We start from the raw sequence: 22,821 nt of genomic DNA, 5'->3' as shown, positions 1-22,821 counted from the left end.
TCCGTCCTATAGCACGGATTCAGCCCTTTATCCGCTCCGGCTTCGGCCCGCCCGTCGCCCAGTCCAGAAGCTCGACCGTGTGCATGATCGGAACTGCGGTTCCCGCCCCGATCTGCACGATGCAGCCGAGATTGCCGGCGGCGATCACATCGGGCGCGACGCTTTCGATATTCGCAACCTTGCGCGCGCGAAGCTGGTCCGCCAGCTCCGATTGCAGAAGGTTGTAGGTTCCGGCCGAGCCGCAACAGATATGCCCCTCCGGCGCGGCGACGACCTCGAAGCCGGCGCGCGTCAGCGCTTCGACCGGCTGGCGCGTAATCTTCTGGCCGTGCTGAAGCGAACAGGCCGAGTGATAGGCGATTTTGAGACGCGGCGCCGAACTTGTTTGCAAATCGAGCTTCTCGACAAGCTCGCTCACGTCGCAGGCCAGCGCCGAAATGCGCGCGGCTTTATCCGCCAGCGCGGCGTCGTTGCGGAACATGAAGCCGTAATCCTTGACGCTCGTCCCGCAGCCGGATGTGTTGACGACGATATGGTCGAGGCCGCCCGTGTCAATTTCGCGCGTCCAGGCCTCGATATTGCGCCGGGCGAAAGCGTGGGATTGATCCACCTGGCCCAGATGATGCGGAAGCGCGCCGCAACAGCCGGCGCCCTCGGCGACGACCACCTCGACGCCGTGACGCGTCAGCAGACGCACGGTCGCTTCATTGATGCGCGTGTCCAGCACGGTCTGCGCGCAGCCGTTCAGCAAAGCGACGCGCATCTTGCGCGCGCCTTGCGCCGGAAAGACCTGCGGCCGGTCGATCTCGGAAGGGGCCGGCAGCGTCTTCGGCGCGAGAATAAAAAGCGCGCGAAGGCGTTGGGGCAGAAATCCCGCGAAAGGCGCGAGGATTTTGACGGCGCGCAACGCTTGCCGGAATACGGCCGGGCGCGGCAGCGCGAAAGCAAGCAAGGCGCGCAGCGCCCTATCCTGCAAAGGCCGCTTATATGTCTTCTCGATATGCGCGCGCGCATGATCGACGAGATGCATATAATGCACGCTCGACGGACAGGTCGTCATGCAGGAAAGGCAGGAGAGGCAGCGATCGATGTGGCGCGCCGTGCGCGCGTCGGCCGGACGCTCATTCTCCAGCATCTCCTTGATGAGATAGATGCGTCCGCGCGGGCTGTCGAGCTCGTCGCCGGTCAGCAGATAGGTCGGGCAGGTCGCCGTGCAGAAGCCGCAATGCACGCAGGCGCGCAGGATCTTCTCCGATTGCGCCATGTCCGGGTCCGCGAGCGCGGCGAGCGAGAAATGCGTCTGCATCTCAAAAGGCCTCGCGCATGCGGCCGCGCTCCAGAATATGCGCGGGATCGAAGCTTTCCTTCACCCGCTTCGTGAGCGCCGCGAGCGGCGCCGGTTGCGGATGGAAGACATCGACGCGCGCGCGCGCGTCGTCGGAAGCGCGAATGAGGGTGGCGTGCCCGCCATGCGCGTCAATGGCGGCGCGCACGGTCCCGGCGTGCGCGTCCGGCGCCGAGTCGAGACACAGCCAGACGAGCCCGCCCGCCCAATCATAGAAGTGCGCGAGAATCGGCGCGCCCGCGCGGCGCAGCGCTTCCGTCACTCTGAAACCCTCGGTCGGCGCGACGGAAACGCGCCAGACCTGACCGGCGTAAGCGGCGATCGGCGCGGCGTCGCGCAGCGACGCCCATAAGACGGCGGACTCGGGCGGCGGCAGCGTCCCGAAATCCGCGCCGCTTTCGCCAAGCTCGCTCATAAGCGCGTCGCGCCTTGTCGCCACCGAAATCTCCGGTCCTTCGATGCGCAGCAGCGCCGCATTCGCGCCGAGGCCAAGCGGCGCCGCGCCGGAAGGGAGCATGGCGAAGCACGAGACTTCGTGCGGCGCGCCCGAGGCGCGCCGCAGAACGGCGAGACTTTGCGCTTCGTCGAGACCCAGAACCATGAGGGTCTGCTCGGTCTCCGCCCTGGGCAGCACCTTCAGCGTTACATCTGTCAGCAATGCGAGCGTGCCGTATGAGCCGCAGACGAGCTTGGAGAGATCGTAGCCGGTGACGTTCTTCATCACGCGGCCGCCCGACTTCACGATCTCGCCGCGCCCGGTGACGCAATGAAAGCCGAGCAGATGGTCGCGTGCGGCGCCGGCCTTGATGCGGCGCGGCCCCGAGGCGTTCACGGCGACGACGCCGCCGATCGTCGCGCTTTTCGTGGCGCCGCCGAGGAGCGGCGCATAATCCATGGGCTCGAAAGCGAGCTGCTGACGATGCGCGTCGAGCAGCTCTTCAATTTCCCGCAGCGGCGTTCCGGCGCGGGCCGACAGCACGAGCTCTTCCGGCTCATAGAGCGTCACGCCCGTAAGCGCGCGCGTCGACAATTCCTGCGGCTGCGGCGCGTGGCGGCCGAGGCGCTTCTTCGTTCCCGCGCCGGCAATGGCGAAAGGCGTCTTGCGCGCATTGGCGCCGCGCAGCGCCTCGGCCGCATCGGCGGCGTCGCGAATCTCCAGAATGGCGAGAGCCGCGTCCATCAGAATCGCGGCAGATCGGGAAAGGGCGTCTCGCCGCCTGAGACATGCATCATGCCGAATTCGGCGCAGCGATGCAGCGTCGGGAAGACCTTGCCGGGATTGAGACGGTTTAAGGAATCGAAGGCGCATTTCACGCGCAATTGCTGCTCCAGATCCGTCTCGCTGAACATCTCGCCCATCAGATCGCGCTTCTCCACGCCGACGCCATGCTCCCCCGTGAGCACCCCGCCGACGGAAACGCAGAGGCGCAAAATGTCGAAGCCGACCCGCTCCGCGCGCGCGATGTCGCCTTCGATCGACGCGTCATACAAGATCAGCGGATGCAGATTTCCGTCGCCGGCGTGAAAGACATTGGCGACCTGGAGGCCCTCGCGCCTGGCGATCTCGTCCATGCCTTCGAGCACCTCCGGCAGGCGGGCGCGCGGAATGGTGCCGTCCATGCAGAGATAATCCGGCTTGATGCAGGAGACCGCCGGGAAGGCGTTCTTGCGGCCCGCCCAGAATTGCAGGCGCTCGGCCTCGCTGTGCGAAATCTTCGTGGTCGTCGCGCCTTCCTCGCGCGCGATCCCTTCCACGAGGCCGACGAGATGATCCACCTCCGCCTGCGTGCCGTCGAGTTCTACGATGACGACGGCCTCCGCATCGAGCGGATAGCCGCAGGGCTGGAAGCGCTCGACCGCGTGGATGGTCTTTTTGTCCATCATCTCCATGCCGCCGGGAATGATTCCGCGCGCGATCACCGCGCCGACGAAGCGCGCGCCGGCGGCGACGCTCGGAAAGCCAACAAGAAGGCCACGCGCCACGGCGGGCTTTTGCAGGATGCGCACGGTGACTTCCGTGACGACGCCGAGAAGCCCTTCGGAGCCCGTCATCAGACCGAGCAGATCGTAAGCCTCGCTGTCGAGATGCTTGCCGCCGAGGCGGATGACCTCGCCGCCCATCAGCACGACTTCGAGGCCGAGAATGTTGTTCGTCGTCAGACCATATCTCAGGCAATGCACGCCGCCCGCGTTCTCCGCGACATTGCCGCCGATCGAGCAGGCGATCTGCGACGACGGGTCGGGCGCGTAATAGAAGCCCCTGCCCTCGACCGCCTTGGAAATGGCGAGGTTCTGCACGCCGGGCTGCACGCGCGCGCAGCGGTTCTCGTAGTCGATTTCGAGGATGCGGTTGAATTTCGACATCCCCAGCAGAATGCCGTCCTCGAGCGGCATGGAGCCGCCGGAAAGCGACGTGCCGGCGCCGCGCGGCACGATCTTGACGTTCATCTCCGCGGCGAGCGCGAGAATGGCGCTCACCTGCGCGACGGTCTCCGGCAGCGCGACGAGGAGCGGCAGCGCGCGATACATGGTGAAGGCGTCGCATTCGTAAGCGCGCCGCGCGGTCTCGTCGACGATGAGGTTCGGAGCCGGCAGGATGTCCCGCAGCCGGGCGACGAGCTCGTCGCGGCGCGCGAGAATTTCCGGCTCCGGCGCAGGCATGATGAGCATTTTCTCTCCCGCCCCCTTGCGCGTCGTTCCGCCCTGTGCGGCGTTGCGCTGGCCGTCCCGCTATGGGATTTCCGCTCGGGCCCCGCGAAATTTCCCTAATCGAGGCGTCGAACGGGCGCAAGTCCGCGCGGTCCGGCCGCTGGAAAAACAAGGAGAAGCGATGAAGATGAAATTCGTTCTCACGCGCGCCGACGCCAAGCGCGTGGCCGCCGCCGCCGCGCAGGAAGCCGAACGCAACGGCTGGAGCGTGGTGATCGCCATCGTCGACGACGCTGGCCTCATCGTCTATCTGGAGCGCCTCGACGGCGCGCAGCCCGCCTCCTGCGAAATCGCCCAGGCGAAGGCGCGCGCGGCGGCGCTGTTCAAGCGCCCCACCAAAGCGCTCGAGGAGACCGTCGCCGGCGGGCGCGTGGCGCTGCTCGGCCTGCCGCATGTCACGCCGGTGGAAGGCGGGCTGCCGCTCGTGCATGAAGGACAGGTCGTCGGCGCGATCGGCGTTTCGGGCGTGCAGTCCTTTGAGGACGGCATGGTCGCCAGGGCCGGCGCCGATGCGCTCGCCGCGGGGACTTAACGATCTATTTACAGTGCTCTCGGAACGCGAGGGCGGCGCGCCGGTCCTGCGGCGCGCAAAGCCAGGGACGAGCTATCTCGGCCCTGGCGCTTGATCTTCGCCGCCGCCGAGCGCGCGTCGGGCGCGTCCCACGGAGTCGGGCGGCAGCGACTCCGCCGCGGCGAATTCGAGAAGAAGAGATTCATCGCCCGCGAGATGATCGAGAACCGCCAAATGAAAACCAGGGTCGCCCAGGAGGGCGCGAACCTCGCCGCAATCCAGCCCCGTCAAAGCGATAAAATGCGCGAGCCGGTTCTCATCGAGCGAGAGAAAGGCGAGCGCCCGCAAGGCGAGCTCGGTCGCGGCCGGCTCCTCGGCCTCGGCGCGGCCGCGCGTGTACGAATCGCGACTGATTTTCATTAATCTTCCCATGCTATCGATCTTCGAAACGGCTCCCCCTTTGATCCTCTTGCCGCGTCAAAGCCCGCCGAGTCTCTAGAGTTTGCCCCCATGAAAAAGACGGTCCTCATCGTAGAGGATAACGAACTCAATATGAAGCTCTTCAACGATCTGTTGGAGGCGAACGGCCATGCGACGCTCCGCACCAAGAGCGGCGTGGAGGCGATTTCGCTCGCGCGGGACCATCGGCCGGATCTGATCCTGATGGACATTCAACTGCCCGAGGTCAGCGGACTGGAAGTGACGCGCTGGCTGAAGGACGACGACGATTTGAAGGCCATTCCCGTTATCGCCATCACCGCCTTCGCCATGAAGGGCGACGAGGAGAAAATCCGCCAGGGCGGCTGCGAGGCCTATCTCTCGAAGCCCATCTCCGTGGCGAAGTTTCTCGAGACGGTGAATTCTTTCCTTGCGGAAAAGAAGTAGGAGACGTCAGCCACATGACCGCCCGCGTCCTCATCGTTGACGATCTGCTGCCCAACATCAAATTGTTGGAGGCGCGTCTTTCCGCTGAATATTTCGACGTCGTCTCGGTGACGAACGGCCCCGAGGCGCTGGAAGTCTGCCGCGACGGGCGCTGCGACATCGTCCTGCTCGACGTCATGATGCCGGGCATGGACGGCTTCGAGGTCTGCACGCGCCTCAAGGCCGATCCCGCCACCATGCATCTGCCGGTCGTGATGGTCACCGCGCTCGATCAGCCGGCCGACCGCGTTCGCGGCCTGGACTGCGGCGCCGACGATTTTCTCACCAAGCCCGTCGACGAGATGGCGCTCATCGCCCGCGTGCGGTCGCTGACGCGCCTCAAGATCATGCTGGACGAATTGCGGGCCCGCGCCAACACTTCCGCCAATCTCGGCCTCGCCTCGCGGGAGGCGAATGACGGCGAACGCGGCCGCGTCCTTCTCGTCGAGGATCGCCCCGGCTCCTCCGACCGCATCGTCGCGGCGCTGCGCGACTATCACGACATCGAGATCGAGCAATATCCGCAGGAGGCGCTGTTCCGCGCCGCGGAGAACAATTACGAGCTCGTCGTCGTCAGCCTCAACCTCGCCGATTTCGACGCGCTGCGTCTGTGCAGCCAGCTCCGCTCGCTCGAGCGCACGCGGTCCATACCGATCCTGCTCCTCGCCGACATCGAGGACCGGAACCGCGTTCTGCGCGGGCTGGATCTCGGCGTGAACGACTACATCATGCGGCCCATCGACCGTAACGAGCTGGTCGCCCGCGTGCGCACCCAATTGCGCCGCAAGCGCTATACGGACAGCCTGCGCGAGAACGTCCAGGCGACGATCGAGCTCGCCGTGGTCGATGCGCTGACCGGCCTCAACAACCGCCGCTTCCTCGAGACGCATCTCGCCAATGCGCTCGACCAGGCGGCGCATAAGGGCCGGCCGCTGTCGCTGATGATTCTCGACATCGACCATTTCAAATCGGTCAACGACACCTATGGCCACGACGCCGGCGACGAGGTGCTCAAGACCTTCGCCCAGCGAATCAAGCGCGTGCTGCGCGGCGCCGATCTCGTCTGCCGCCTCGGCGGCGAGGAATTCGTCGTGGTCATGCCCGATACGCCGCTTACCATCGCCGAACGCGTGGCGGAGCGTGTTCGCGCCGCCGTCGAGGGCGAAAAATTCCCCATCGACACGAAGGCGACGCGCACGATTCCCGTCACCACCTCTATCGGCCTCGCCGAGCGGGGAACGGACGCCAATGCGGACGCGCTTCTGCGGCGCGCCGACAAGGCGCTCTACGCCTCGAAATCCTCGGGCCGCAACCGGGTCACGGCCGCCGCCGCCTAGATCGCGCTGCGACTGGCGCCCGCTGTGGCGGCATCGCCCTCGATTTCAGGCTGCGCGCGTCTTGCGAAAAACCGGCTTCCAGCTTTCGCGGCGCGCTCCGCGTCCTGTGACGTTTTCGACATAAAATCGCGCGCCGGGCTTGCAGCCCGAGCCCGGCTGAACTATACAGCGCCCGTCGACGCCGCGCGCCGGCCGAAGCCTCCCCCAAGAGGCGGCTTGAATGATGGGGCCATAGCTCAGTTGGGAGAGCGCTTCAATGGCATTGAAGAGGTCGTCGGTTCGATTCCGTCTGGCTCCACCAAGCAATCTCATCAAACTGCACGGTTTGCTTCCTACTTTCCTCAACCGAAAATCCGTACCTTAGATTTACCTTTGCGTCGACGCGACTGCTGGGCTATCGCGCGCCGGCGGATGCTTGCGCATGGCGCTCGGCTTACGAAGCCGTTCTCGATTCGAGATAGGCGACGATTTTCTGCGCCAGCTCGAGCGGATCGCGCCCGACCGTCTGGAGATGGATTTCCGGCGCTTCCGGCGGCTCATAGGGCGACGAAACGCCGGTGAAGTTATGAATCTTTCCGGACATTGCGCGCTTGTAAAGTCCTTTCGGGTCGCGCCTGGCGCATTCCTCGATCGGCGTATCGATGAAAATCTCGATGAACTCGCCGTCGGGCGTCATCTCGCGGGCCATCCGCCGCTCCGACCGGAAAGGCGAGATCAGCGATACGAGAACGATGAGCCCCGCATCGCTCATCAGTTTGGCGACCTCCGCCACCCGCCGGACGTTTTCCACCCGATCGGCGTCCGTGAATCCGAGGTCGCGATTGAGGCCGTGACGCACATTGTCGCCGTCGAGCAGAAAGGTGTGCCTGCCCTTGGCGTGCAACGCCTTTTCGAGGAAGTTCGCGATAGTGGACTTGCCGGAGCCGGAAAGGCCCGTGAACCACAGCACGGTCGGGGCCTGGCCTTTCTGGGCGGCGCGCGCCGCCTTGTCGATCGTCAGCGCCTGCCAGTGGATGTTGCCCGCACGGCGAAGCGGGAAATCGATCATCCCGGCTCCGACCGTGGCGTTGGAAAGGCGGTCGATCAGCAGGAAACCGGCCGTGGCGCAATTCTCGGCGCGCCCGTCAAAGGCGATCGGGCGTCGGGTCGAAAGATTGCACACCCCGATCGCATTCGTCCGTAGCGTCTTGGCGGCTTCGCGCGAGAAGCTCGTCACGGCGACGCCATATTTCAGAGTCGTGACCGTCGCGCCGACGCTGTCCGCCGCCGTTCGCATCAGATAGGCGCGGCCCGGAATTAGCTCGTCATCGCCGAACCAAACGAGATGGGCCTGAAATTGGTCGGCGACATGAGGGCGCGCCGACGGCTCGGCGAGAAGGTCGCCGCCGGAGACGTCGATTTCCTCGTCGAGAACGAGCGTCGCCGCCTGTCCCGCCACGGCGAATGGGAGCTCGCCACCCTCCCTGACGATGCGCGCGACGGTCGCTTGCCGCCCGGATATGGCCGCCACAACTCTGTCGCCGACCGCAACCCTCCCGGACGCCACATATCCGCTGAACTCCAGGTTCGGTCGATCGGCGGGCCGCGCGGCGAATCGGAACGGCTTGCCGACATCGCCGTGATGCGGCCCGGCGGTCCCGAGATGATCGAGCAGCGCCGAACCGCCGTACCAGGGCGTATTCGCCGACCGGGTCGCGATATTGTCCCCGTGAAGCGCGGAGATTGGGATCGCGCTCATCGAAGCGAAGCCCAGCCCCGAGGCGTAGGCGGCATAATCGGCGACAATCCGTTCGAATGCGCGCTCGCTGAAATCCACCAGATCGATCTTGTTGACGGCGAGCAGTATGTGGCGAATGCCGAATAGGGAGACGATGAAGGCGTGTCGCCGCGCCCGCGCCGTCAAGCCTCGGGAGTCGACCACGATGATGACGCGATCGGCGATGGATGTCCCCTGCGCCATAAGGCGCTCGGGCGCGTCGGAGACCACGAATTCAGGGGTTCGCGCGGAAGCGCAAGGTTCGGCCTGCCCGCTCGCGATCTTCCGCCGCGCGTCAACCCGGTCGACGAGGGTCGAGCCGCCATCGCCGGCCGCGGCGCAGATCAGAAAACGCGGAGGCGATTTGCTCCCCTGCATCAGCAAATCTTCGCGGGCGTGAAACATGGGTTTGAATCCGTCCCGTCCGGCATTAAAATATCCTTTGCGGACATCGCCTCTCCGGGCCACTCTATCGGACATTTCGGTCGCCCGCAGCGCCGGCTGGCGCAAAGACGGAACCCCGCGCGCCACGTCATTGCGAGCGAAGCGAAGCAATCCAGAGCCGCGCGACGCGCGCCCATCGTTTTAGACGAGCATATCCTTGCCGGCTTTCGAAACGGAGGACAGGCCGGTCAGCGTCATCGCGACGCGCAATTCGTCTTGAAGCATGCGCAGCATCCGCTCGACGCCCGCCTGCCCGTCCGCCGCAAGGGCGAAGGCCGCCGCGCGGCCGAGAAGGACGCCCCGCGCGCCCAAGGCCAGCATACGCAGCGCGTCGAGGCCGGATCGAACGCCGGAATCCGCGAAGACGACTAGATCGGCTCCCACCGCGTCGGCGATCGCGGGCAAGGCCCTGGCTGTCGACAGGACGCCGTCGAGCTGGCGGCCGCCATGGTTCGAAACGACGACGCCGTCGGCGCCCAAGCGGACGGCGTCGCGCGCATCCTCCGCGTCGAGAACGCCCTTGACGACAAGCGAACCTTTCCAGAAATCACGAATCCATTCGATGTCCGACCAACCGATCGAGGGGTCCATATTGGCCGACAGCCAGCCGATATAATCTGTCAGGCTCACCGCCCTGCCGAGATAGTCGGAGACGTTGCCGAGAACATGCGGGCGTCCGCGCAGCCCGACGTCATAGGCCCAGCCGGGCCGCGTCATCGCCTGCAGAATGCGGCGCTCGCGCGCATAGGGGCCCGACATGCCGGAATGGGCGTCGCGGTAGCGCGCGCCGGGCGTCGGCAGATCGACGGTGAAGACGAGCGTGCGGACGCCCGCCTCCCGCGCGCGCTCCAGGACATGGCGCATGAAGCCGCGATCCTTCAGCACATAGAGCTGGAACCAGATCGGCCGCGCGCATTGCGACGCGACTTCCTCGATCGAGCAGATGGACACGGTGGAGAGGACATAGGGGACGCCCATTGTCGCCGCGGCGGAAGCGGCCTGAACCTCGCCGCGCCGCGCGAACATTCCCGTCAGGCCGACAGGCCCCAAAATGACGGGAAGCGCGGCCCGCTCGCCGAACCATTCGGCGGAAACGTCGAGCTTTGCGACGCTTCTCAGCACGCGCTGCCGCAGCCGGACGGCTGCGAGGTCGGCAATATTGGCGCGCAGCGTCTCCTCCCCATAGGCCCCGCCGTCAATATAGTCGAAGAGGAAGCGCGGCAGCCTGCGCCGCGCCGCCTCGCGGTAATCTCCGACGCTGGAAATGATCATCGACGCCCCCGGCCAGATCGCGCCTCAAAATAGCATGGAAAAGCGCGCGGCCGCGCCCGCAAGGCCCCACGCGACGGCGATCGGCGAATCGACGCGCCGCTCGCGGGAAATACTTGCCGGCGTTCTGAAATTCACCATCCGGACAGCTCCTCTCGCCGGCTTGCGCCGACGGTCGCGCTCGCGCGTTATGATGATCGGGGCCGAGGGAATCGGTCTTGTCGCCGCCCGGAAGGCGCGGCGGCGAACTTCCTTAGGGCGCGGCGTCCCGCCGGCCCGGGAGCAGATGAGGAAATGGTCGCCATGATGTCGAAATTTTTGATCCGAGGCGCCGCTTTCGGCGCCTTTTTCGGCCTGCCGCTCGCCTTCGACGCCGCCCAGGCGGCAATGCCGGTTCCCGCGCCCCAGCTCGAGCAGGGCATGATCGTCCCCGTCTGGGGCGGCTGCGGTCCCTACGGGCATCGCGGGCCCTGGGGCGGCTGCCGCGCGGGCGGCCAGTGGGGCGGCTACCGTCCCTATGCGCGGTTCTATGGCCCACGGCCGTTTTACGGGCCGCGCTATTGGGGTCCGCGCCGCTATTATTGGTAATCAAAACCGCGCGGCGGGACTCCCCGCCGCGCGGCTCTCAGAATAAACTTTCGATTTAAGTATTAACCGCACATAATTTAGCAGCAACGCTCTAGAATTTTTGGGTATTTACTATTGTTCAGCCTGAATAAACCTCTTGGACTTGGCTTGAGAAGCGATTTTGTCTTGCATTTGCAGCAAATACAGCTAAAAATCAAGGGGCGTTCATGATCACGCGTTGCATATGCGTTTGCGTAGGGGGTAGCGATGATTGGAGAAGCTCAAGACGAAATCTGTGTGCGAGACGAAATTTTCTCCACGCCCCATTTGCCAGGGTCCTTCTCGCCTTCCGTGGTCATCATCGAATCCAGAGCGCTCATCCGGGAGTGCCTAGCCCTGTGCCTCCAGAAGAAGCTCGACCTCCCGATCCTGACCTATGCGGATGTGGGGACATGGACCCAGGATCCCGCCGGCGCTTCCGCCTGCGTGATCATTCTCGGCGGCGTCGACAAGGAGATGGCGGGCGAGCATTCGGAGCTCATGCAGGAATTGTCCCATTGGGAAAAGGACGTCCCGGTCATCGTCTTCTCGGACAATGAGAGCCGGGCCCAGATCACGAGCAGCCTCCGCTCCGGCGCCAAGGGATATATTCCGAGCGACACGCCGCTCGAGGTCGTCGCGCGAGCGATCAAGCTGGTGCTCGTCGGCGGCGTGTTCGTGCCGCCCAATATTCTGATGGAGACGCGGCAGGACGATGCGCCGGCCTCCTTGCGCCGCGAGACGAAGATCGATTTCACGGCGCGCGAGAACGACGTCGTGCGCGCTTTGCTCAAGGGCAAATCCAACAAGGTGATCGCCTATGAGCTCAATATGAGCGAGAGCAGCGTGAAGGTGCATATTCGCAACGTCATGCGCAAGCTGCAGGTGCGCAACCGCACCGAGGCCGTCATCAAGATCGCCGAGATGGTGCGCGGCGATTCCGACCGGCGCGACGACGACGGATCGCCTTACTGCGCATAAAGCGCATTCAGCGGAAAGGCCGCGGCGCCCGCCGGCGCCGCGGCCTTTCTGCTTTTGCGCGCCCTATTCCCCGAGGAGCGGCAGCGCTTCGGCGGGCTCGAAGTGATAATTGAAGCCGAGCCGCGCCATCTCGCCCGAAAAACGCGTCGCGCTCGTCAGCAGGGCGGTGTTGGTGAAGGCCGCGAACAGCGAGGTGGCGACGGCGCCCGAGCCATATTGGACGCGCCCGAGGTCGTAATGAAGATATTCCGCCTTCAGGCTCATGGCGGGCGCGAATTTCCATTCGAGGCCGCCGCCCACCGTCCAGCCGACGCGGCCGGTCGACAAGGCGCCGATCGAGCTCATCGACTGGAGATTGATGGCCCCCGCGTCGGTGAGATTCGCCACCCGATTCTCCAGCGTCGCGCCGCCATAGGCGAAGCCGCCCGTTCCATAGGCGAGGATTGAGGGCGTCACGAGATAGCCGCCGCGAAGGCGCAGAGTGCCGAACCAGTCGAGCGTCTTCTCGATCTGCGCCGACGAGGCCGAGGCCGCGAGCGGCGCGCCCGCGATCGTTCCCGGCGCGACGCCGGCATAGCCGCCGCGCCCGCTCATGGCCGCCCCCTGCAGATCGGCTTCGACGCCCGCGACATAGCGGTCGAGGCGGTAATTATAGCCCGTCTGGCCGCCGCCAAAGGCTCCGCTGGCGGGGGTTCTCGCGACTCCGGCCGCGCTCGCCGCCGCGGCGGGCCCGAACGTGCTGAGCAGCGCCTGATCGAGTCCCGTTCCGGCGGGAATCGCAGCGGTCGCGACATTGGGAGACGAATCCCACGAATAGCCGGAGTTGAGGCCCGCATAGAAGCCGGAAGCGAAAGCGGCCGGCTTGATCAGGGACGATTCGGCGAAGCCGGATTGGCCGAAGTGATAATTCAGGCCGAGGCGGGCGATGTCCCCCCTGAATTGCGTCTGCGCGACGGGCGCGACGACGTTGCTTCCAATGCCGGCGAAGAGCGTCGTCAGCGGCGTCAAACCATAGGTCACGCTCCCGAGGTCGTAATGCAGATACTCGGCCTTCACGCTGGCGCCGGGCGCGAACATCCATTCGAGCCCCCCGCCGATCGTCCAGCCGGCGAGAAGACCCGAAAAGCCGCCTGTCGATCCCGACGACTGAAGCAAGGCGCCGAGGGGTCCGCCAAGCGCCCAGTTTTGCCGGACGAAGGAGCTCGCCCGCGCGTCGCCATAAGCGAGGCCGCCCGTCGCATAGCCGAGCAAGGTCGGCGCGACGAGATAGCCCACGCGTCCGCGCGCCGTGCCGAGCCAATCGACATTCTTCGTGTGGTTCACGGTGGAGTAGACGAAATCAACATCCGGGATCGCCGGCAGATAGGCGTAGCTGCCGTTCCACAGCCCGTGCCGCGTCCGGGCGTTCGCGCCCTGAATATCGGTTTCGAGGCCGAAGACGAAGCCGCCCGCTTGGATGTTGTAGCCCGCCTGGCCGCCGCCGACGAAGCCGCCGCCCGCGGCGAGCGACCGGCCCTTCGCGCCGGCGAGCGACGCGGCCCAATAGGGCGGATCCGCCTCGAAGCCCGGCGGGAACAGACTGTCGATCCCCGCCGTAAGGGGGGCGCCGGAGGTGGCGATGAGCGGCAGCGGATCCCATGAGTAGCCCACATTGAGGCCCGCATAGAACCCCTGCCAAAGCGTCGGCGCCGGCGCCGCCGGCGGCCCCTTCTTCAGCACGCCGGCCGTCGAGACCGGCGTCGCGTCCGGGGCCAGGGGATTGCCCGCGTAACGCATGTTGAAGCTCACATTGGTGCGATAGCCCGTCTCGCGAAACGGAATATTGGAGTAATCGCGGCCGAATTCGATCGCGAGCGATTCGCCGTAGGGAGAGCCGGTGAAATTGGTGTCGGCCCGCACGCCGCCGCCGAAGGTCTCGGCCCGGAGCCGCCGAAGCGGGCTGGGGGCCGGGATTTCGCGCACGCCCTCGCCCCACGCGCCGAAAATGTAAGGCGCGACGATGTGATTATAGTCGAGAAGCTGCAGCACGAAGGGCCGCGACAGCTCGGCGCGCGCCGTAACGCCCCTGTCGACATTGAGCGTGCCGGAGGCGTAGCCGGAGACGCCCTCGGGACCGTCGAGCAGGAAGTTCTCCGGCAGGACGAGCGGCTCGCCGAAGCTTGTCTGGAAGCGCCCGATCGCCGTGACGATGAATTGCTCCGGCAGGCCGACGTCCAACCGGCCCTTGAGGTTGAGGCGGTTGAAGACAGGGCTCGCGCCAAAGCGGGACAGCGGCGGCCCGAAGACATAATCGGCGCTGTCGAGCCGGCCGCCGAGCCCGCGCCCATAGGCGACGAGGCCCGACAGATAGGCGTTGTCGAGCCACGGAACGCGATATTTCCCTTCGGCCGAGAATCGGGCGACCGTATAGCGGTCGCGGGCGACGTCGCTGACAGGGTAGGAGAACCCGTACAAGGTCGGATCGACGAAACCGAGCGGATAGGGCTCATAGCGATTGCGGTTATTGATATGCTCGACGATCGTCTGGACGAGCGTCGTCAGATTGCCGGTGAGAAACAGCGGATAGCCGACGCGCGCCCTGACGCGGTCGAACCTGCCGGTGAGCCGCTCGCCGGCGTCGATCAGATTCGGCGTGAGGGATGTGAATAGCGGCGCGGCGCGCGAGCGCGCCGACAGATAATCGGCGCCCACCGTCAGGCCGTCGAACCCGACCGGCGCGACGACCTCGGCCATATAGGCCTGGCTCTTTCCGGTTCCGTCGAAGAAACGGTCGACATCCGTGCTCGACAGGGCGCTGACGGAGATCTGCTCGCCAAAGCCCAGCGCGTTCAAGAGCGCGACGGATTGCGAGAGCTCCCAGGTCCCGAACTCCTTGGGCAATCGGTTCGTGATCGCGGAAGAGGCGGCGATGCGCTTCTCATTGACCTCCACATTCAACACATAGCCGTCGACGCCGCCGCCCGGAGCGGTCGAGGCCTGGCCGCCGACGCCGGCGATCGTGCCGACCAGCCTCGTGCGGCGCTGATATTCATCGGCCGTCAGATGACGTTGCCCGAGCAGCGGCTCGAGACGCGCGCGCACGAGTTGCTGCGTCGCCTCCGGAACGCCGGAAATCTGGATCTTTTCGATGACGCCGTCGATCGCCTCCAGCCGGACGACGCCGTCGGCGAAATCCGGCCGCGGCGCCGAGAGGATGGCGAGGGGGAAGGCTTTCGAATAGGCGGCCTGCAATTCGCCGGCCGCCCGATAAATCTCGGCGAGGCTGAGCCTCCTGCCCTCCACTTGCCGCGCAAAGGCGGCGTTTTCCTCGGCGAGCTCGGGAAAGGCGCCGGCGATCGCCACGGCGCGCACCGTCACGAATTTCTTGTCGGCGCCCGGCGGCGCCTCCAGGCCGCGACGGCGCGACACGGCGGTGCTGAGCGTCCGCGCCGGCGGGGGCTTGGCCGAGGGTTCGAGCACGGTCGGATTCAATACTTGCTGAGCCTCGACCGTCGTCGCGGCGACGCTCAGGACGGAGACGGCGAGCCAGCGCGCGCGATGGGCCAAATCCCGTTTCCCGGCACAAAACTTCTGTCCAGCCAAAGTCTTCAAGCCCGATTAGAATGAACTCCCGGGATAATATTCCCCCGCAAACAAACAATTCCATAAAATAAACTATAGCGTCGCAATTCGTTCGGCAATCAATTCCGGAATGATGCCATTCGGCAACAGTCTATCTAGGGATAAGTACGTAGGCATAAGTATAACTACGTATCCAAGCTTCAGCCATGCCGTGCGGCCAGGGAAGATGGCCATTCTGGCGCCGACGCCCCTCCCCGAAGCATAAAGTTCGTTCTTTCGGGTAAAGCAATCGGGCCGACTTGTGTTTGATTTGCGCCAAAATGGCGCCTATCGGCGCTCGCGCCGCGGACCTAAGTTCTTTCTCGAAGCTTGCAAGTAAAGCTTCTGCGGAAACCGTAAAAATACGGAGGATCTACTCATGAAGAAACTGCTCCTCGCCCCTGCTTTTCTTGTCCTGACGAGCGGCTTCGCCTTTGCCGGCGGGCATGGCGGCGGCTTCGCCTTCAACTGGTCGCCGACGGTGAATCTCGACCAGAACGTCAGCAATCTGCGCGGCCACGCCACGGGCCTCAACGACGCCGTCATCTCCCAGGAGCCCGCTTTCGTCATCGCTCCGCGCGCCCGCGACATCGCGATCAATCACGCGCCGGTCGCGAACGTGACTCAGAATATCAACAATCTCTCGGGCCGCGCGATCGGCGCCAACAACGCCGTGATCCTGCAGACGCAGGTTCTGGGCGGCCTGAACTACTAAGCTTTCGAGAGACCATTTCGACGCGCTGAAAAAAGAAGGATCGCGGCCTTCGCCGGATGGCCGCGATCACATCCGACAAATCCACGCGATGCGAAGGACACGAGGAGTCGCGCGATGAAATACTGGATATTGCCCGTTCTCATAAGCGTCGGCGTCGCGCAGGCCCACGCGCAAGCGCCCGGCATCGCCTATATCTACCATTATCAGTCGCCCGTGATCGACGTCATCGCCGGCGTGCAGCTGGGCGCCAACAACAATCTCACCGCCATTCAACGAAGCCCGATCGCCGTCTTCAACGTGACGCAGATCGGCGGGATCAACAATGCGGGCCTGTCTCAGACGGGCTACAGCCTGCGCGCCAATCTCGTGCAGATCAGCTCGCCGCTGCCGCCCTTCTTCTCTGGCCAGTGACGTCCAGCGCAACTGGAAAAGGAGGTCAAATGATCTTGCTTCCTCTTTTGGCGAGCCTGATCGCGCCCGCGGAGCGAGCGCATGCGGCCGGGGTCACGATCGTCGCCGAATCCGATGGCGGGCAGAACACGGCGACCGTCATTCAGACGACGCCGGGCGAGAAGTCGCCGCAATTCGACGTCAAATCGGGACCCGGCTACGTCATCGTCAGGCAGCGCGGGACGAACAGCCGCGCCGTGATCATTCAAGGCGACGGCGACCGGCAAGAAAAATAATCGCCGCGCGCCGCCCCTTGTTTGGAGCCGCGGGGCGCAGCCTTTCCGGTTGATCGCCCCGCGCCGCCATTGGCAAAACGCCAGGGACCGGGCAATCTCGCCTCCGACGCGCCGGCCATCGGCGCGCTGTCGAGGAGGACATCGATGCGGCGCCTGCTTATCGGAACGCCCTGGGCGCTCGCGCTCGCCCTGATCTGCATATGCGGCGCGCGCGCGCAGACCATCGACCTCTCCTCATCCAAGGTCGTCGATCTCAGCCATGCTTACGACGCCCACACGATCTATTGGCCGACGGAGCCCACCGGCTTTCAGCTCAAGCAAGAGCACAAGGGTCTGACGAAAGGCGGATTTTTCTACTATTCGAACGCCTTCTGCTCGCCCGAGCATGGCGGCACCCATATCGACGCGCCGATGCATTTCGCGGAGAGCCGCTGGACCAATTCCGACATTCCGCTGGACCGGCTCATCCGCCCCGCCATCGTCATCGACATCGCCGAAAAGGCGGCGAAAGATCCCGACTACGCGCTCACCCTCGCCGACATCGCCGGCTGGGAGGAAAAGAACGGCCGCATCCCGGACGGCGCGATCGTTCTGCTGCGCACGGGCTGGAGCGCGCGCTGGCCGGACCGCAAGGCCTATCTCGGCGACGACGCGCCCGGAAGAACCGACAATCTGCACTTCCCCTCATTCGGGCCCGAAGCGGCCGCCCTGCTCGTCGCCGAGCGGCATGTCTCGCTGATCGGCGTCGACACGGCGAGCGTCGACATCGGGCCGTCGCACGACTTTCTCGTTCATCGCGCGATCGGCGCGGCGAATGTGCCGGGGCTCGAAAATTTGACCAATCTCGACCAGCTTCCCGCCACGGGCGCCCTGGTCGTCGCCATGCCGATGAAAATCGCTCAAGGCTCCGGCGCGCCGACGCGCGTCATCGCCTTTGCGCCGCGCTGACCGCCTCCTCCAACCTGAAATCCTCCAACACCGCCTTGATCGGGTGAGGCTCGACGAAGACTTCTCCCGTGAAGGGATGGTCGTAGGAGACGATCACGAAAAGCCCGAGAAAGACGATCGACGCCAAGCCGCCCGTCATCGTCGCCTGCGATTTGAGGTTTTCGAGACCGAAGAAATAAGTGAAGCCGATCGTCAGCAGCGCGCCGAAGACGAGCATCAGCCAAAGCGCCGGCGGAACGACGCCCATGGCGTGATGCAGGCGCCCTCTCCGCGCCTCCGTAATATTGGCGAGCTCCGTCATGATCTCGACGCTCACCCCCGCGGACTTTCCTTCGCCCAGCAGCATCGCCGCCGAATAGAGCCGGTCGAGCGCCTTCGCGGCCTCGCGCCCCTCCCTCGAAACCGCCATTTGCAGCCAGTCGTCCTCGATGACGGCGGTCAAGTAATTATCGAGCGCGGAGCGCGTCGCGCGGGCGTTCGGCTCCTCGCCGGCCGAGATGCGGTAAAGCGTCGCCGCGGCGCCGGCCTCCCTGAGAACGAGCGCCTCCGCCTCGTTGAACTTGTCCCAAACGGCGACGATCGCGAAGGCGAGGATGACCGCGTAGATGACGCCGACGGTGGCGAACTTGAATCCCGCGATCTCGTTGTTCTTGACGAGAACGGAGAGCGGGTAGCGCTTTCTGACCGCGATCGGCCCGAGCATCGCCAGAGCGGTCGGGAGAATGACGGTGAGGAAGGCGCCGAGCCAAAGCGGCAATGAACACAAGAAAAGAAGCAATTTCTTCCTCCGGGCCGACGGCGTGACGTTCGCGCGCGGCGAAAAGCGGAAACCGCGCTCCAAACTTCGGAACGGATCACGTTTACCGCGATTAGACGATTCCGCAGCGCGATCCGCCAGTCAAAATTGAGGCCGAGCCCGAGGCGGATGTCAAATCCCAAAAAGCCAAGGCCTAGGGAAGTTTACCGTTAATTAATCCTTTTCAATTTTGCTCAAATGCCGCGCGAGCGCCTGTTTCCGCTTTCCGTGGAAACGCCCTCGCAAGGGAATCGAGGCGCCCATGAACCGTTTGGAATCCGGATCCTTGTACAGCCCCAGCGACCTTGGCGGCTCCAGGGGCGCGCCGGCGCATGGCGCGCGCAAAACCTATGACGATCTTGCGGGCTCCGCGCTGCTGAGACGATCCGGGAAGAACGCCGCCGGCGGCGCGCCGCTGCGCGGCGATCAGGCGGCGACGCTTCTTGCCGCCCGCCGCAAGAACGAGGGCGACGATCGCATCGGCCGCGAGCTGCGCGACTTTTACCAGACCATGCTGCGCGAGCCCGTTCCCGAGCGCTTCGTCGCGCTTGTCGACGCGCTTGAAGCGCAGGGCCGTTAACGGACCGCCTTATCGGACGACGACGCGCGTTCCCTTCGCCACGCGGCGATAGAGATCGATCACATCCGCATTGAGCATGCGGATGCAGCCCGACGACACGGCCTGTCCGATCGTATCCGGCTCATTGGTGCCGTGGATACGGAACATCGTGTCGGTCTTCCCCTTGAAGAGATAAAGCGCCCGCGCCCCGAGCGGGTTTTCCAATCCGCCATCCATATGGTCGGGCAGGTCGGGGCGGCGCAGCAGCATTTCCCTCGGCGGGGTCCAGCCGGGCCAAAAGGCCTTGCGTCCGACCTGCGCCTCTCCCTTCCAGGCGAAGCCCTCGCGTCCGACGCCGACGCCATATTCATAGGCCTGCCCCCCGCCAATCGAGAGATAGAGCTTGCGCGCCCTGGCGTCGATCGTGATCGTCCCGGCCGGCCTGCCGGTGGGATCGTCCACAAGTTCCCGCGTCGAGACTCCGGGGTCGACCTGATCGTCGAAATCGAACGCCGTGGAATAGGCCGGATCCGCGTCCGGCGGCAGGGCGGCGAGACGCGCCGGTCGCCGCTGCGCGGGAGAGGCGCGGCCCGGGGCGGCGTCCGGCGCGTAGCCGCCGTCATCCAGCGCTTCCGGCGAAAAGCCCCTGCGCGGATGCGCGCGCCTCGGCCGGTCGAAGCCGCCATAGGGATCCCCCTCGTCATAAGGGACGCCGGCGAGGCCCCGGTCATAGCCGTAATAGGCATCGCCCGGCGCGGGCGGATCGTAATACTGGCCGACCGCCGCCTTCACGCCGGAAAGCAGCGACACGCCGAAAAGGATGGGAAGAAGTGTGTTCCGCCTGCGCGACATTGGACTCCGTCACCTTGATCGCGCCGCGACCGCGCGCGGCGTGACGCCCCTATCCGTTTTTGTGCGTCGCAAAGGCGGCGAAAACGGGGAAGGCCGCCAGGAAAGGGCGTCGACAGACGAAGAAACAATCGCCACGCGATGAACAGATTCCAATTCAGAAAAATCTAATTGCTCTCGAAATGGGTTTTTACAGCTTTTCGATTATTCTTCTAACTCATGAGTAATAATCTCCGCTCCGAGCAGGAAAGAGAAGCTTATCAGCGCAAATCCGATCGCTCGAATTCTAGAGAAATTTAAATGAATATCCGAGCTATTGGCGTTTGCTTCGTCATTCTTCTTGCGTCGTTCCCGGCCGGCCCCGCCGCCGCCGGCTTCGACGACGCGGCGGCCATGGCGAAATCCGATCTGGTCGCGATCGGCGGCATGTTGCGGGGAAGCCCCGTCTGGGAAGCCTGGCGACGGCGCTTCGTCACCGACGCCGGGCGCGTGGTCGATACGGGCAATCGCGCTTTCAGCCATAGCGAGGGACAAGGCTACGGCCTGTTGCTCGCCACGGCGGCGGCCGACCGACCGACCTTCGACCGCATCCTCGCCTGGACGACGCTCAATCTTCACATCCGCAGCGACAATCTCGCCGTCTGGCGCTGGACCGGCGGATCGCGCGCCGAGCAGGACCGGCACAACGCCAGCGACGGCGACCTTCTGATCGCCTGGGCGCTCGCGGAAGCCGCCGATTTCTGGAGCGATCCGAGCTATCTCGCCGCCGCGCGGGCCATGACCAAGGACATCGTCGCCAAGCTCGTCAAGCCGACGCGCGGCTTCAGCCCCGTGCTCATGCCCGCGGCGGAAGGCTTCGGACCCAAGGAGCGCCCCGACGGGCCCGTGGTCAATCTCTCCTACTGGATCTTCCCGGCCTTCTACCGCCTGGCGCAGGTCGAGCCGACCTTCGACTGGAACGCCTTGATGCAGAGCGGCCTGGACCTCCTCGGCCGCGCGCAGTTCGGCCAATCGAAACTGCCGCCCGACTGGCTGTCGCTCGCGAAATCGACGGTGGCGCCGGCGCAGGGCTTCGAGGAACGCTTCGGCTATGACGCCTTGCGCATCCCGCTCTATCTCTACTGGGCCGACGCGGTCACGCCCGACCGGCTGCGCGTCTTCGACGCCGCCTGGCAAAAGGGGCCGGCGATCATGGGGCCGCAAGTCGCCGCCGGCGCGGGCCAGACTCTCGCCGAGCCCGGCTATCAGGCGGTCGCCGCGCTGCTGCGCTGCAGTTGCCAGGGCGCGCGCTACCCTGACAGTTTCTACCGCGTCTCCGAGAACCAGCATTATTATCCGGCGACGCTCCATGTCCTTTCGCTCGTCGCGGCGACGATGCGCGGCGGCCCGTGCCTGAATCGGGATGAGATGCGCCGCATTCTGTCGCATAATTGGCAGCCGCGAATCGGTTCTCTGGAAAGACTGGAAGCCAACCTCAAGCCGCCGGCCGAAGGGCAGTGGCCGGCCGAGCCGGAACTCCATCAAGCCACGTTTCATCAACTAGCTGCCGCCGCGGAGGATGGAGACATGCCGCAAGACGCCGATCTCTTCTCCTATCTGCGAATCGTCGCAGGGGCGCTCACGGTTTTGGCCGGCCTTTATTATCTGCTGAGCCGCGCCGACAACGAGTCGGGCGAGGAGCCTGCGGACGATCCGAGCGGCATGGGCGGCCGCTGGAAGCCCGCCCCCGGCCAATACGACATTGTGCCGAGAACGCTCCCGCAAAATCCGTTCTCGTCATCCGGCGGCCTGCCGGTTCTCGCCGAGGAAATCGAAACGGCCGCCGCCGCCTCCGTGCGCCTGAGCCGCACGGTCGGCCTTATCTACTGGGAATTTCCCGCGCTCTCGGCGATTGAAAAGGAGCAGGGAGCGCAGGCGGCCGACGCGCTGATCGCATCTCTCGCGCAGGACTTCCGCCGCGCGTTGAGGACGACGGACAATGTCGCCATTTTGAACCGCACGCAGATCCTTGTCGTTATCTGCCTTCTCGCCGGCCGCAAGGATCTGGAGACCATCGCATCGAGGCTGACGGCGGCGGCGCGGCGGCGCGACATGCTGGACGCCGACGCGCCGTCGCTGCCGGCGGGGCTCGCCATCCATCCGCTCGACGGCTACAGCGGATTGGAGCTCATCGAGTCGGCGAGACGCCGCTATCGCGAGCTCCGGCCCGAGACGCCCGCCGACGCGCCGCCCGCCGACGCCACGGTGACGCAGCCGCGACAGCCGCCGCAGGGAAGAAAGCGCTCGAGACGGCGTCCCGCGCGAAAGACGCAGACGCCGCAGCCGGCGGCCTGAGCGCGGCTTCGAAAGGCGCTGCGCGGCGTTCAAGCCGGCGGCCGCGCGGCGCGTCTCTTTTGAATATTTTTCACGAGGGCCACAACGACCGGCCGCCCGCGCTTGCCTTGCCGACCTTTGGCGATAGCTCACGCCTCAACGCGATGGCGAGGAGAGCGGGATGCGCGCGCGTCTTTTTGGTTCGATCGGCCTGGCCGTCTCAATGATGATCTTCGCGCCGGCGGCCGGGCGCGCCGCCGAGACGCAAAAGCCGCCGCCGGAATCCCAAGGCGGCGAAACGAAATCCGACGAGACGCTGAGCGAGAAGCTCGACCGGCAAAAGGGCGTGCTCGAGCCGAAGCCCGGAATCGACGCGCCCATCGAGAAGCCGCCGCCCGCGCCCGATCCGGATTCCATGCCCGTCATCCGGCCCCCGCGCAAGCCGGGAACGGAAGCGAAATAGCGGCGAGCCG

Annotated in this window: 21 protein-coding genes and 1 tRNA gene; 13 read left to right on the top strand and 9 right to left on the bottom strand. The window is 65.3% G+C overall.

The window, feature by feature from the left end:
• Positions 1-19: 19 nt before the first annotated feature.
• The 3 genes from glcF to ACV7JP_RS11420 are packed head-to-tail and all read right to left on the bottom strand — an operon-like array spanning position 20 to position 4,015.
• Positions 20-1,306: a glycolate oxidase subunit GlcF gene (gene glcF / locus ACV7JP_RS11430; protein ID WP_457795804.1), complete on the bottom strand. Its 1,287-nt coding sequence runs from the start codon at positions 1,304-1,306 to the stop codon at positions 20-22.
• Position 1,307: 1 nt separating this feature from the next.
• Positions 1,308-2,525 (bottom strand): glycolate oxidase subunit GlcE, encoded by a 1,218-nt coding sequence (gene glcE, locus ACV7JP_RS11425; protein ID WP_457795803.1) that lies wholly within the window; start codon positions 2,523-2,525, stop codon positions 1,308-1,310.
• A complete protein-coding gene (locus ACV7JP_RS11420; RefSeq protein WP_457795802.1) occupies positions 2,525-4,015 on the bottom strand; it encodes an FAD-linked oxidase C-terminal domain-containing protein in 1,491 nt (496 codons plus the stop codon). Before ACV7JP_RS11420 ends, glcE begins: the two co-directional genes overlap by 1 nt.
• A 160-nt stretch (positions 4,016-4,175) precedes the next feature.
• On the opposite strand from ACV7JP_RS11420, the gene ACV7JP_RS11415 reads away from it, so the two are divergent.
• A complete protein-coding gene (locus ACV7JP_RS11415) occupies positions 4,176-4,586 on the top strand; it encodes a GlcG/HbpS family heme-binding protein (protein WP_457795801.1) in 411 nt (136 codons plus the stop codon).
• Positions 4,587-4,658: 72 nt separating this feature from the next.
• Here the strand turns inward: ACV7JP_RS11415 and ACV7JP_RS11410 are convergent, their stop codons facing one another.
• On the bottom strand, positions 4,659-4,985 hold the full coding sequence (locus ACV7JP_RS11410) for a DUF3572 domain-containing protein (RefSeq protein ID WP_457795800.1): 327 nt from the start codon (positions 4,983-4,985) through the stop codon (positions 4,659-4,661).
• A 90-nt stretch (positions 4,986-5,075) separates the two neighbouring features.
• Between ACV7JP_RS11410 and ACV7JP_RS11405 the strand changes: the two genes are divergently transcribed.
• The 3 genes from ACV7JP_RS11405 to ACV7JP_RS11395 all read left to right on the top strand — a co-directional run bounded on the left by ACV7JP_RS11405 (position 5,076) and on the right by ACV7JP_RS11395 (position 7,127).
• Positions 5,076-5,450, top strand: coding sequence for a response regulator (locus ACV7JP_RS11405; RefSeq protein ID WP_457795799.1), 375 nt, complete (start codon positions 5,076-5,078; stop codon positions 5,448-5,450).
• A 14-nt stretch (positions 5,451-5,464) separates the two neighbouring features.
• Entirely contained in the window at positions 5,465-6,826 is a 1,362-nt protein-coding gene (locus ACV7JP_RS11400) for a PleD family two-component system response regulator (RefSeq protein WP_457795798.1), read from the top strand.
• Between the two features lie 225 nt (positions 6,827-7,051).
• Positions 7,052-7,127, top strand: a tRNA-Ala gene (locus ACV7JP_RS11395).
• Between the two features lie 132 nt (positions 7,128-7,259).
• Here the strand turns inward: ACV7JP_RS11395 and cysC are convergent.
• Entirely contained in the window at positions 7,260-8,987 is a 1,728-nt protein-coding gene (gene cysC / locus ACV7JP_RS11390; protein ID WP_457795797.1) for an adenylyl-sulfate kinase, read from the bottom strand.
• Between the two features lie 180 nt (positions 8,988-9,167).
• Positions 9,168-10,298, bottom strand: coding sequence for an FMN-dependent L-lactate dehydrogenase LldD (lldD, locus tag ACV7JP_RS11385; RefSeq protein ID WP_457795796.1), 1,131 nt, complete (start codon positions 10,296-10,298; stop codon positions 9,168-9,170).
• A gap of 300 nt (positions 10,299-10,598) precedes the next feature.
• On the opposite strand from lldD, the gene ACV7JP_RS11380 reads away from it, so the two are divergent.
• Complete coding sequence (locus ACV7JP_RS11380; protein WP_457795795.1) at positions 10,599-10,883, top strand: GCG_CRPN prefix-to-repeats domain-containing protein; 285 nt, start codon at positions 10,599-10,601, stop codon at positions 10,881-10,883.
• Positions 10,884-11,159: 276 nt separating this feature from the next.
• A complete protein-coding gene (locus tag ACV7JP_RS11375; RefSeq protein ID WP_457795794.1) occupies positions 11,160-11,882 on the top strand; it encodes a LuxR C-terminal-related transcriptional regulator in 723 nt (240 codons plus the stop codon).
• Between the two features lie 63 nt (positions 11,883-11,945).
• On the opposite strand, the gene ACV7JP_RS11370 is transcribed toward ACV7JP_RS11375, so the two are convergent.
• Positions 11,946-15,428, bottom strand: coding sequence for an outer membrane beta-barrel protein (locus tag ACV7JP_RS11370; protein WP_457795793.1), 3,483 nt, complete (start codon positions 15,426-15,428; stop codon positions 11,946-11,948).
• A gap of 433 nt (positions 15,429-15,861) precedes the next feature.
• On the opposite strand from ACV7JP_RS11370, the gene ACV7JP_RS11365 reads away from it, so the two are divergent.
• The 4 genes from ACV7JP_RS11365 (at position 15,862) to ACV7JP_RS11350 (ending at position 17,831) form a co-directional block, all read left to right on the top strand.
• Complete coding sequence (locus ACV7JP_RS11365; RefSeq protein ID WP_457795792.1) at positions 15,862-16,197, top strand: hypothetical protein; 336 nt, start codon at positions 15,862-15,864, stop codon at positions 16,195-16,197.
• A gap of 114 nt (positions 16,198-16,311) precedes the next feature.
• Complete coding sequence (locus ACV7JP_RS11360) at positions 16,312-16,608, top strand: hypothetical protein (protein WP_457795791.1); 297 nt, start codon at positions 16,312-16,314, stop codon at positions 16,606-16,608.
• Positions 16,609-16,637: 29 nt separating this feature from the next.
• A complete protein-coding gene (locus ACV7JP_RS11355) occupies positions 16,638-16,883 on the top strand; it encodes a hypothetical protein (protein WP_457795790.1) in 246 nt (81 codons plus the stop codon).
• A 144-nt stretch (positions 16,884-17,027) separates the two neighbouring features.
• Entirely contained in the window at positions 17,028-17,831 is an 804-nt protein-coding gene (locus tag ACV7JP_RS11350; protein ID WP_457795789.1) for a cyclase family protein, read from the top strand.
• On the opposite strand, the gene ACV7JP_RS11345 is transcribed toward ACV7JP_RS11350, so the two are convergent.
• Positions 17,809-18,609, bottom strand: a complete 801-nt coding sequence (locus ACV7JP_RS11345) for a bestrophin-like domain (protein WP_457795788.1) — start codon at positions 18,607-18,609, stop codon at positions 17,809-17,811. The two genes, ACV7JP_RS11350 and ACV7JP_RS11345, sit on opposite strands and share 23 nt — an antisense overlap.
• Positions 18,610-18,913: 304 nt before the next feature.
• Between ACV7JP_RS11345 and ACV7JP_RS11340 the strand changes: the two genes are divergently transcribed.
• Positions 18,914-19,207 (top strand): NepR family anti-sigma factor, encoded by a 294-nt coding sequence (locus tag ACV7JP_RS11340; RefSeq protein WP_457795787.1) that lies wholly within the window; start codon positions 18,914-18,916, stop codon positions 19,205-19,207.
• A 9-nt stretch (positions 19,208-19,216) separates the two neighbouring features.
• On the opposite strand, the gene ACV7JP_RS11335 is transcribed toward ACV7JP_RS11340, so the two are convergent.
• Positions 19,217-20,038 carry a L,D-transpeptidase gene (locus ACV7JP_RS11335; RefSeq protein WP_457795786.1) on the bottom strand — a complete coding sequence of 274 codons (822 nt, stop codon included), beginning with the start codon at positions 20,036-20,038 and terminating at the stop codon, positions 19,217-19,219.
• 297 nt (positions 20,039-20,335) lie between these two features.
• Between ACV7JP_RS11335 and ACV7JP_RS11330 the strand changes: the two genes are divergently transcribed.
• On the top strand, positions 20,336-22,369 hold the full coding sequence (locus tag ACV7JP_RS11330; protein WP_457795785.1) for a glycosyl hydrolase family 8: 2,034 nt from the start codon (positions 20,336-20,338) through the stop codon (positions 22,367-22,369).
• A 160-nt stretch (positions 22,370-22,529) separates the two neighbouring features.
• Positions 22,530-22,811, top strand: a complete 282-nt coding sequence (locus ACV7JP_RS11325; protein ID WP_457795784.1) for a hypothetical protein — start codon at positions 22,530-22,532, stop codon at positions 22,809-22,811.
• The last annotated feature ends 10 nt before the right edge of the window (positions 22,812-22,821 follow it).

Source organism: Methylocystis sp. S23, assembly GCF_054106005.1.
The sequence above is the reverse complement of the archived record's forward strand: the minus strand, read 5'-3'. Positions and strand labels throughout refer to the sequence as shown.

Coding starts and splice junctions, on each gene's coding strand:
- glcF (WP_457795804.1), bottom strand. CDS start 1,306: ATGCAGACGCATTTCTCGCTCGCCGCGCTCGCGGACCCGGACATGGCG.
- glcE (WP_457795803.1), bottom strand. CDS start 2,525: ATGGACGCGGCTCTCGCCATTCTGGAGATTCGCGACGCCGCCGATGCG.
- ACV7JP_RS11420 (WP_457795802.1), bottom strand. CDS start 4,015: ATGCTCATCATGCCTGCGCCGGAGCCGGAAATTCTCGCGCGCCGCGAC.
- ACV7JP_RS11415 (WP_457795801.1), top strand. CDS start 4,176: ATGAAGATGAAATTCGTTCTCACGCGCGCCGACGCCAAGCGCGTGGCC.
- ACV7JP_RS11410 (WP_457795800.1), bottom strand. CDS start 4,985: ATGAAAATCAGTCGCGATTCGTACACGCGCGGCCGCGCCGAGGCCGAG.
- ACV7JP_RS11405 (WP_457795799.1), top strand. CDS start 5,076: ATGAAAAAGACGGTCCTCATCGTAGAGGATAACGAACTCAATATGAAG.
- ACV7JP_RS11400 (WP_457795798.1), top strand. CDS start 5,465: ATGACCGCCCGCGTCCTCATCGTTGACGATCTGCTGCCCAACATCAAA.
- cysC (WP_457795797.1), bottom strand. CDS start 8,987: ATGTTTCACGCCCGCGAAGATTTGCTGATGCAGGGGAGCAAATCGCCT.
- lldD (WP_457795796.1), bottom strand. CDS start 10,298: ATGATCATTTCCAGCGTCGGAGATTACCGCGAGGCGGCGCGGCGCAGG.
- ACV7JP_RS11380 (WP_457795795.1), top strand. CDS start 10,599: ATGATGTCGAAATTTTTGATCCGAGGCGCCGCTTTCGGCGCCTTTTTC.
- ACV7JP_RS11365 (WP_457795792.1), top strand. CDS start 15,862: ATGAAGAAACTGCTCCTCGCCCCTGCTTTTCTTGTCCTGACGAGCGGC.
- ACV7JP_RS11360 (WP_457795791.1), top strand. CDS start 16,312: ATGAAATACTGGATATTGCCCGTTCTCATAAGCGTCGGCGTCGCGCAG.
- ACV7JP_RS11355 (WP_457795790.1), top strand. CDS start 16,638: ATGATCTTGCTTCCTCTTTTGGCGAGCCTGATCGCGCCCGCGGAGCGA.
- ACV7JP_RS11350 (WP_457795789.1), top strand. CDS start 17,028: ATGCGGCGCCTGCTTATCGGAACGCCCTGGGCGCTCGCGCTCGCCCTG.
- ACV7JP_RS11335 (WP_457795786.1), bottom strand. CDS start 20,038: ATGTCGCGCAGGCGGAACACACTTCTTCCCATCCTTTTCGGCGTGTCG.
- ACV7JP_RS11330 (WP_457795785.1), top strand. CDS start 20,336: ATGAATATCCGAGCTATTGGCGTTTGCTTCGTCATTCTTCTTGCGTCG.
- ACV7JP_RS11325 (WP_457795784.1), top strand. CDS start 22,530: ATGCGCGCGCGTCTTTTTGGTTCGATCGGCCTGGCCGTCTCAATGATG.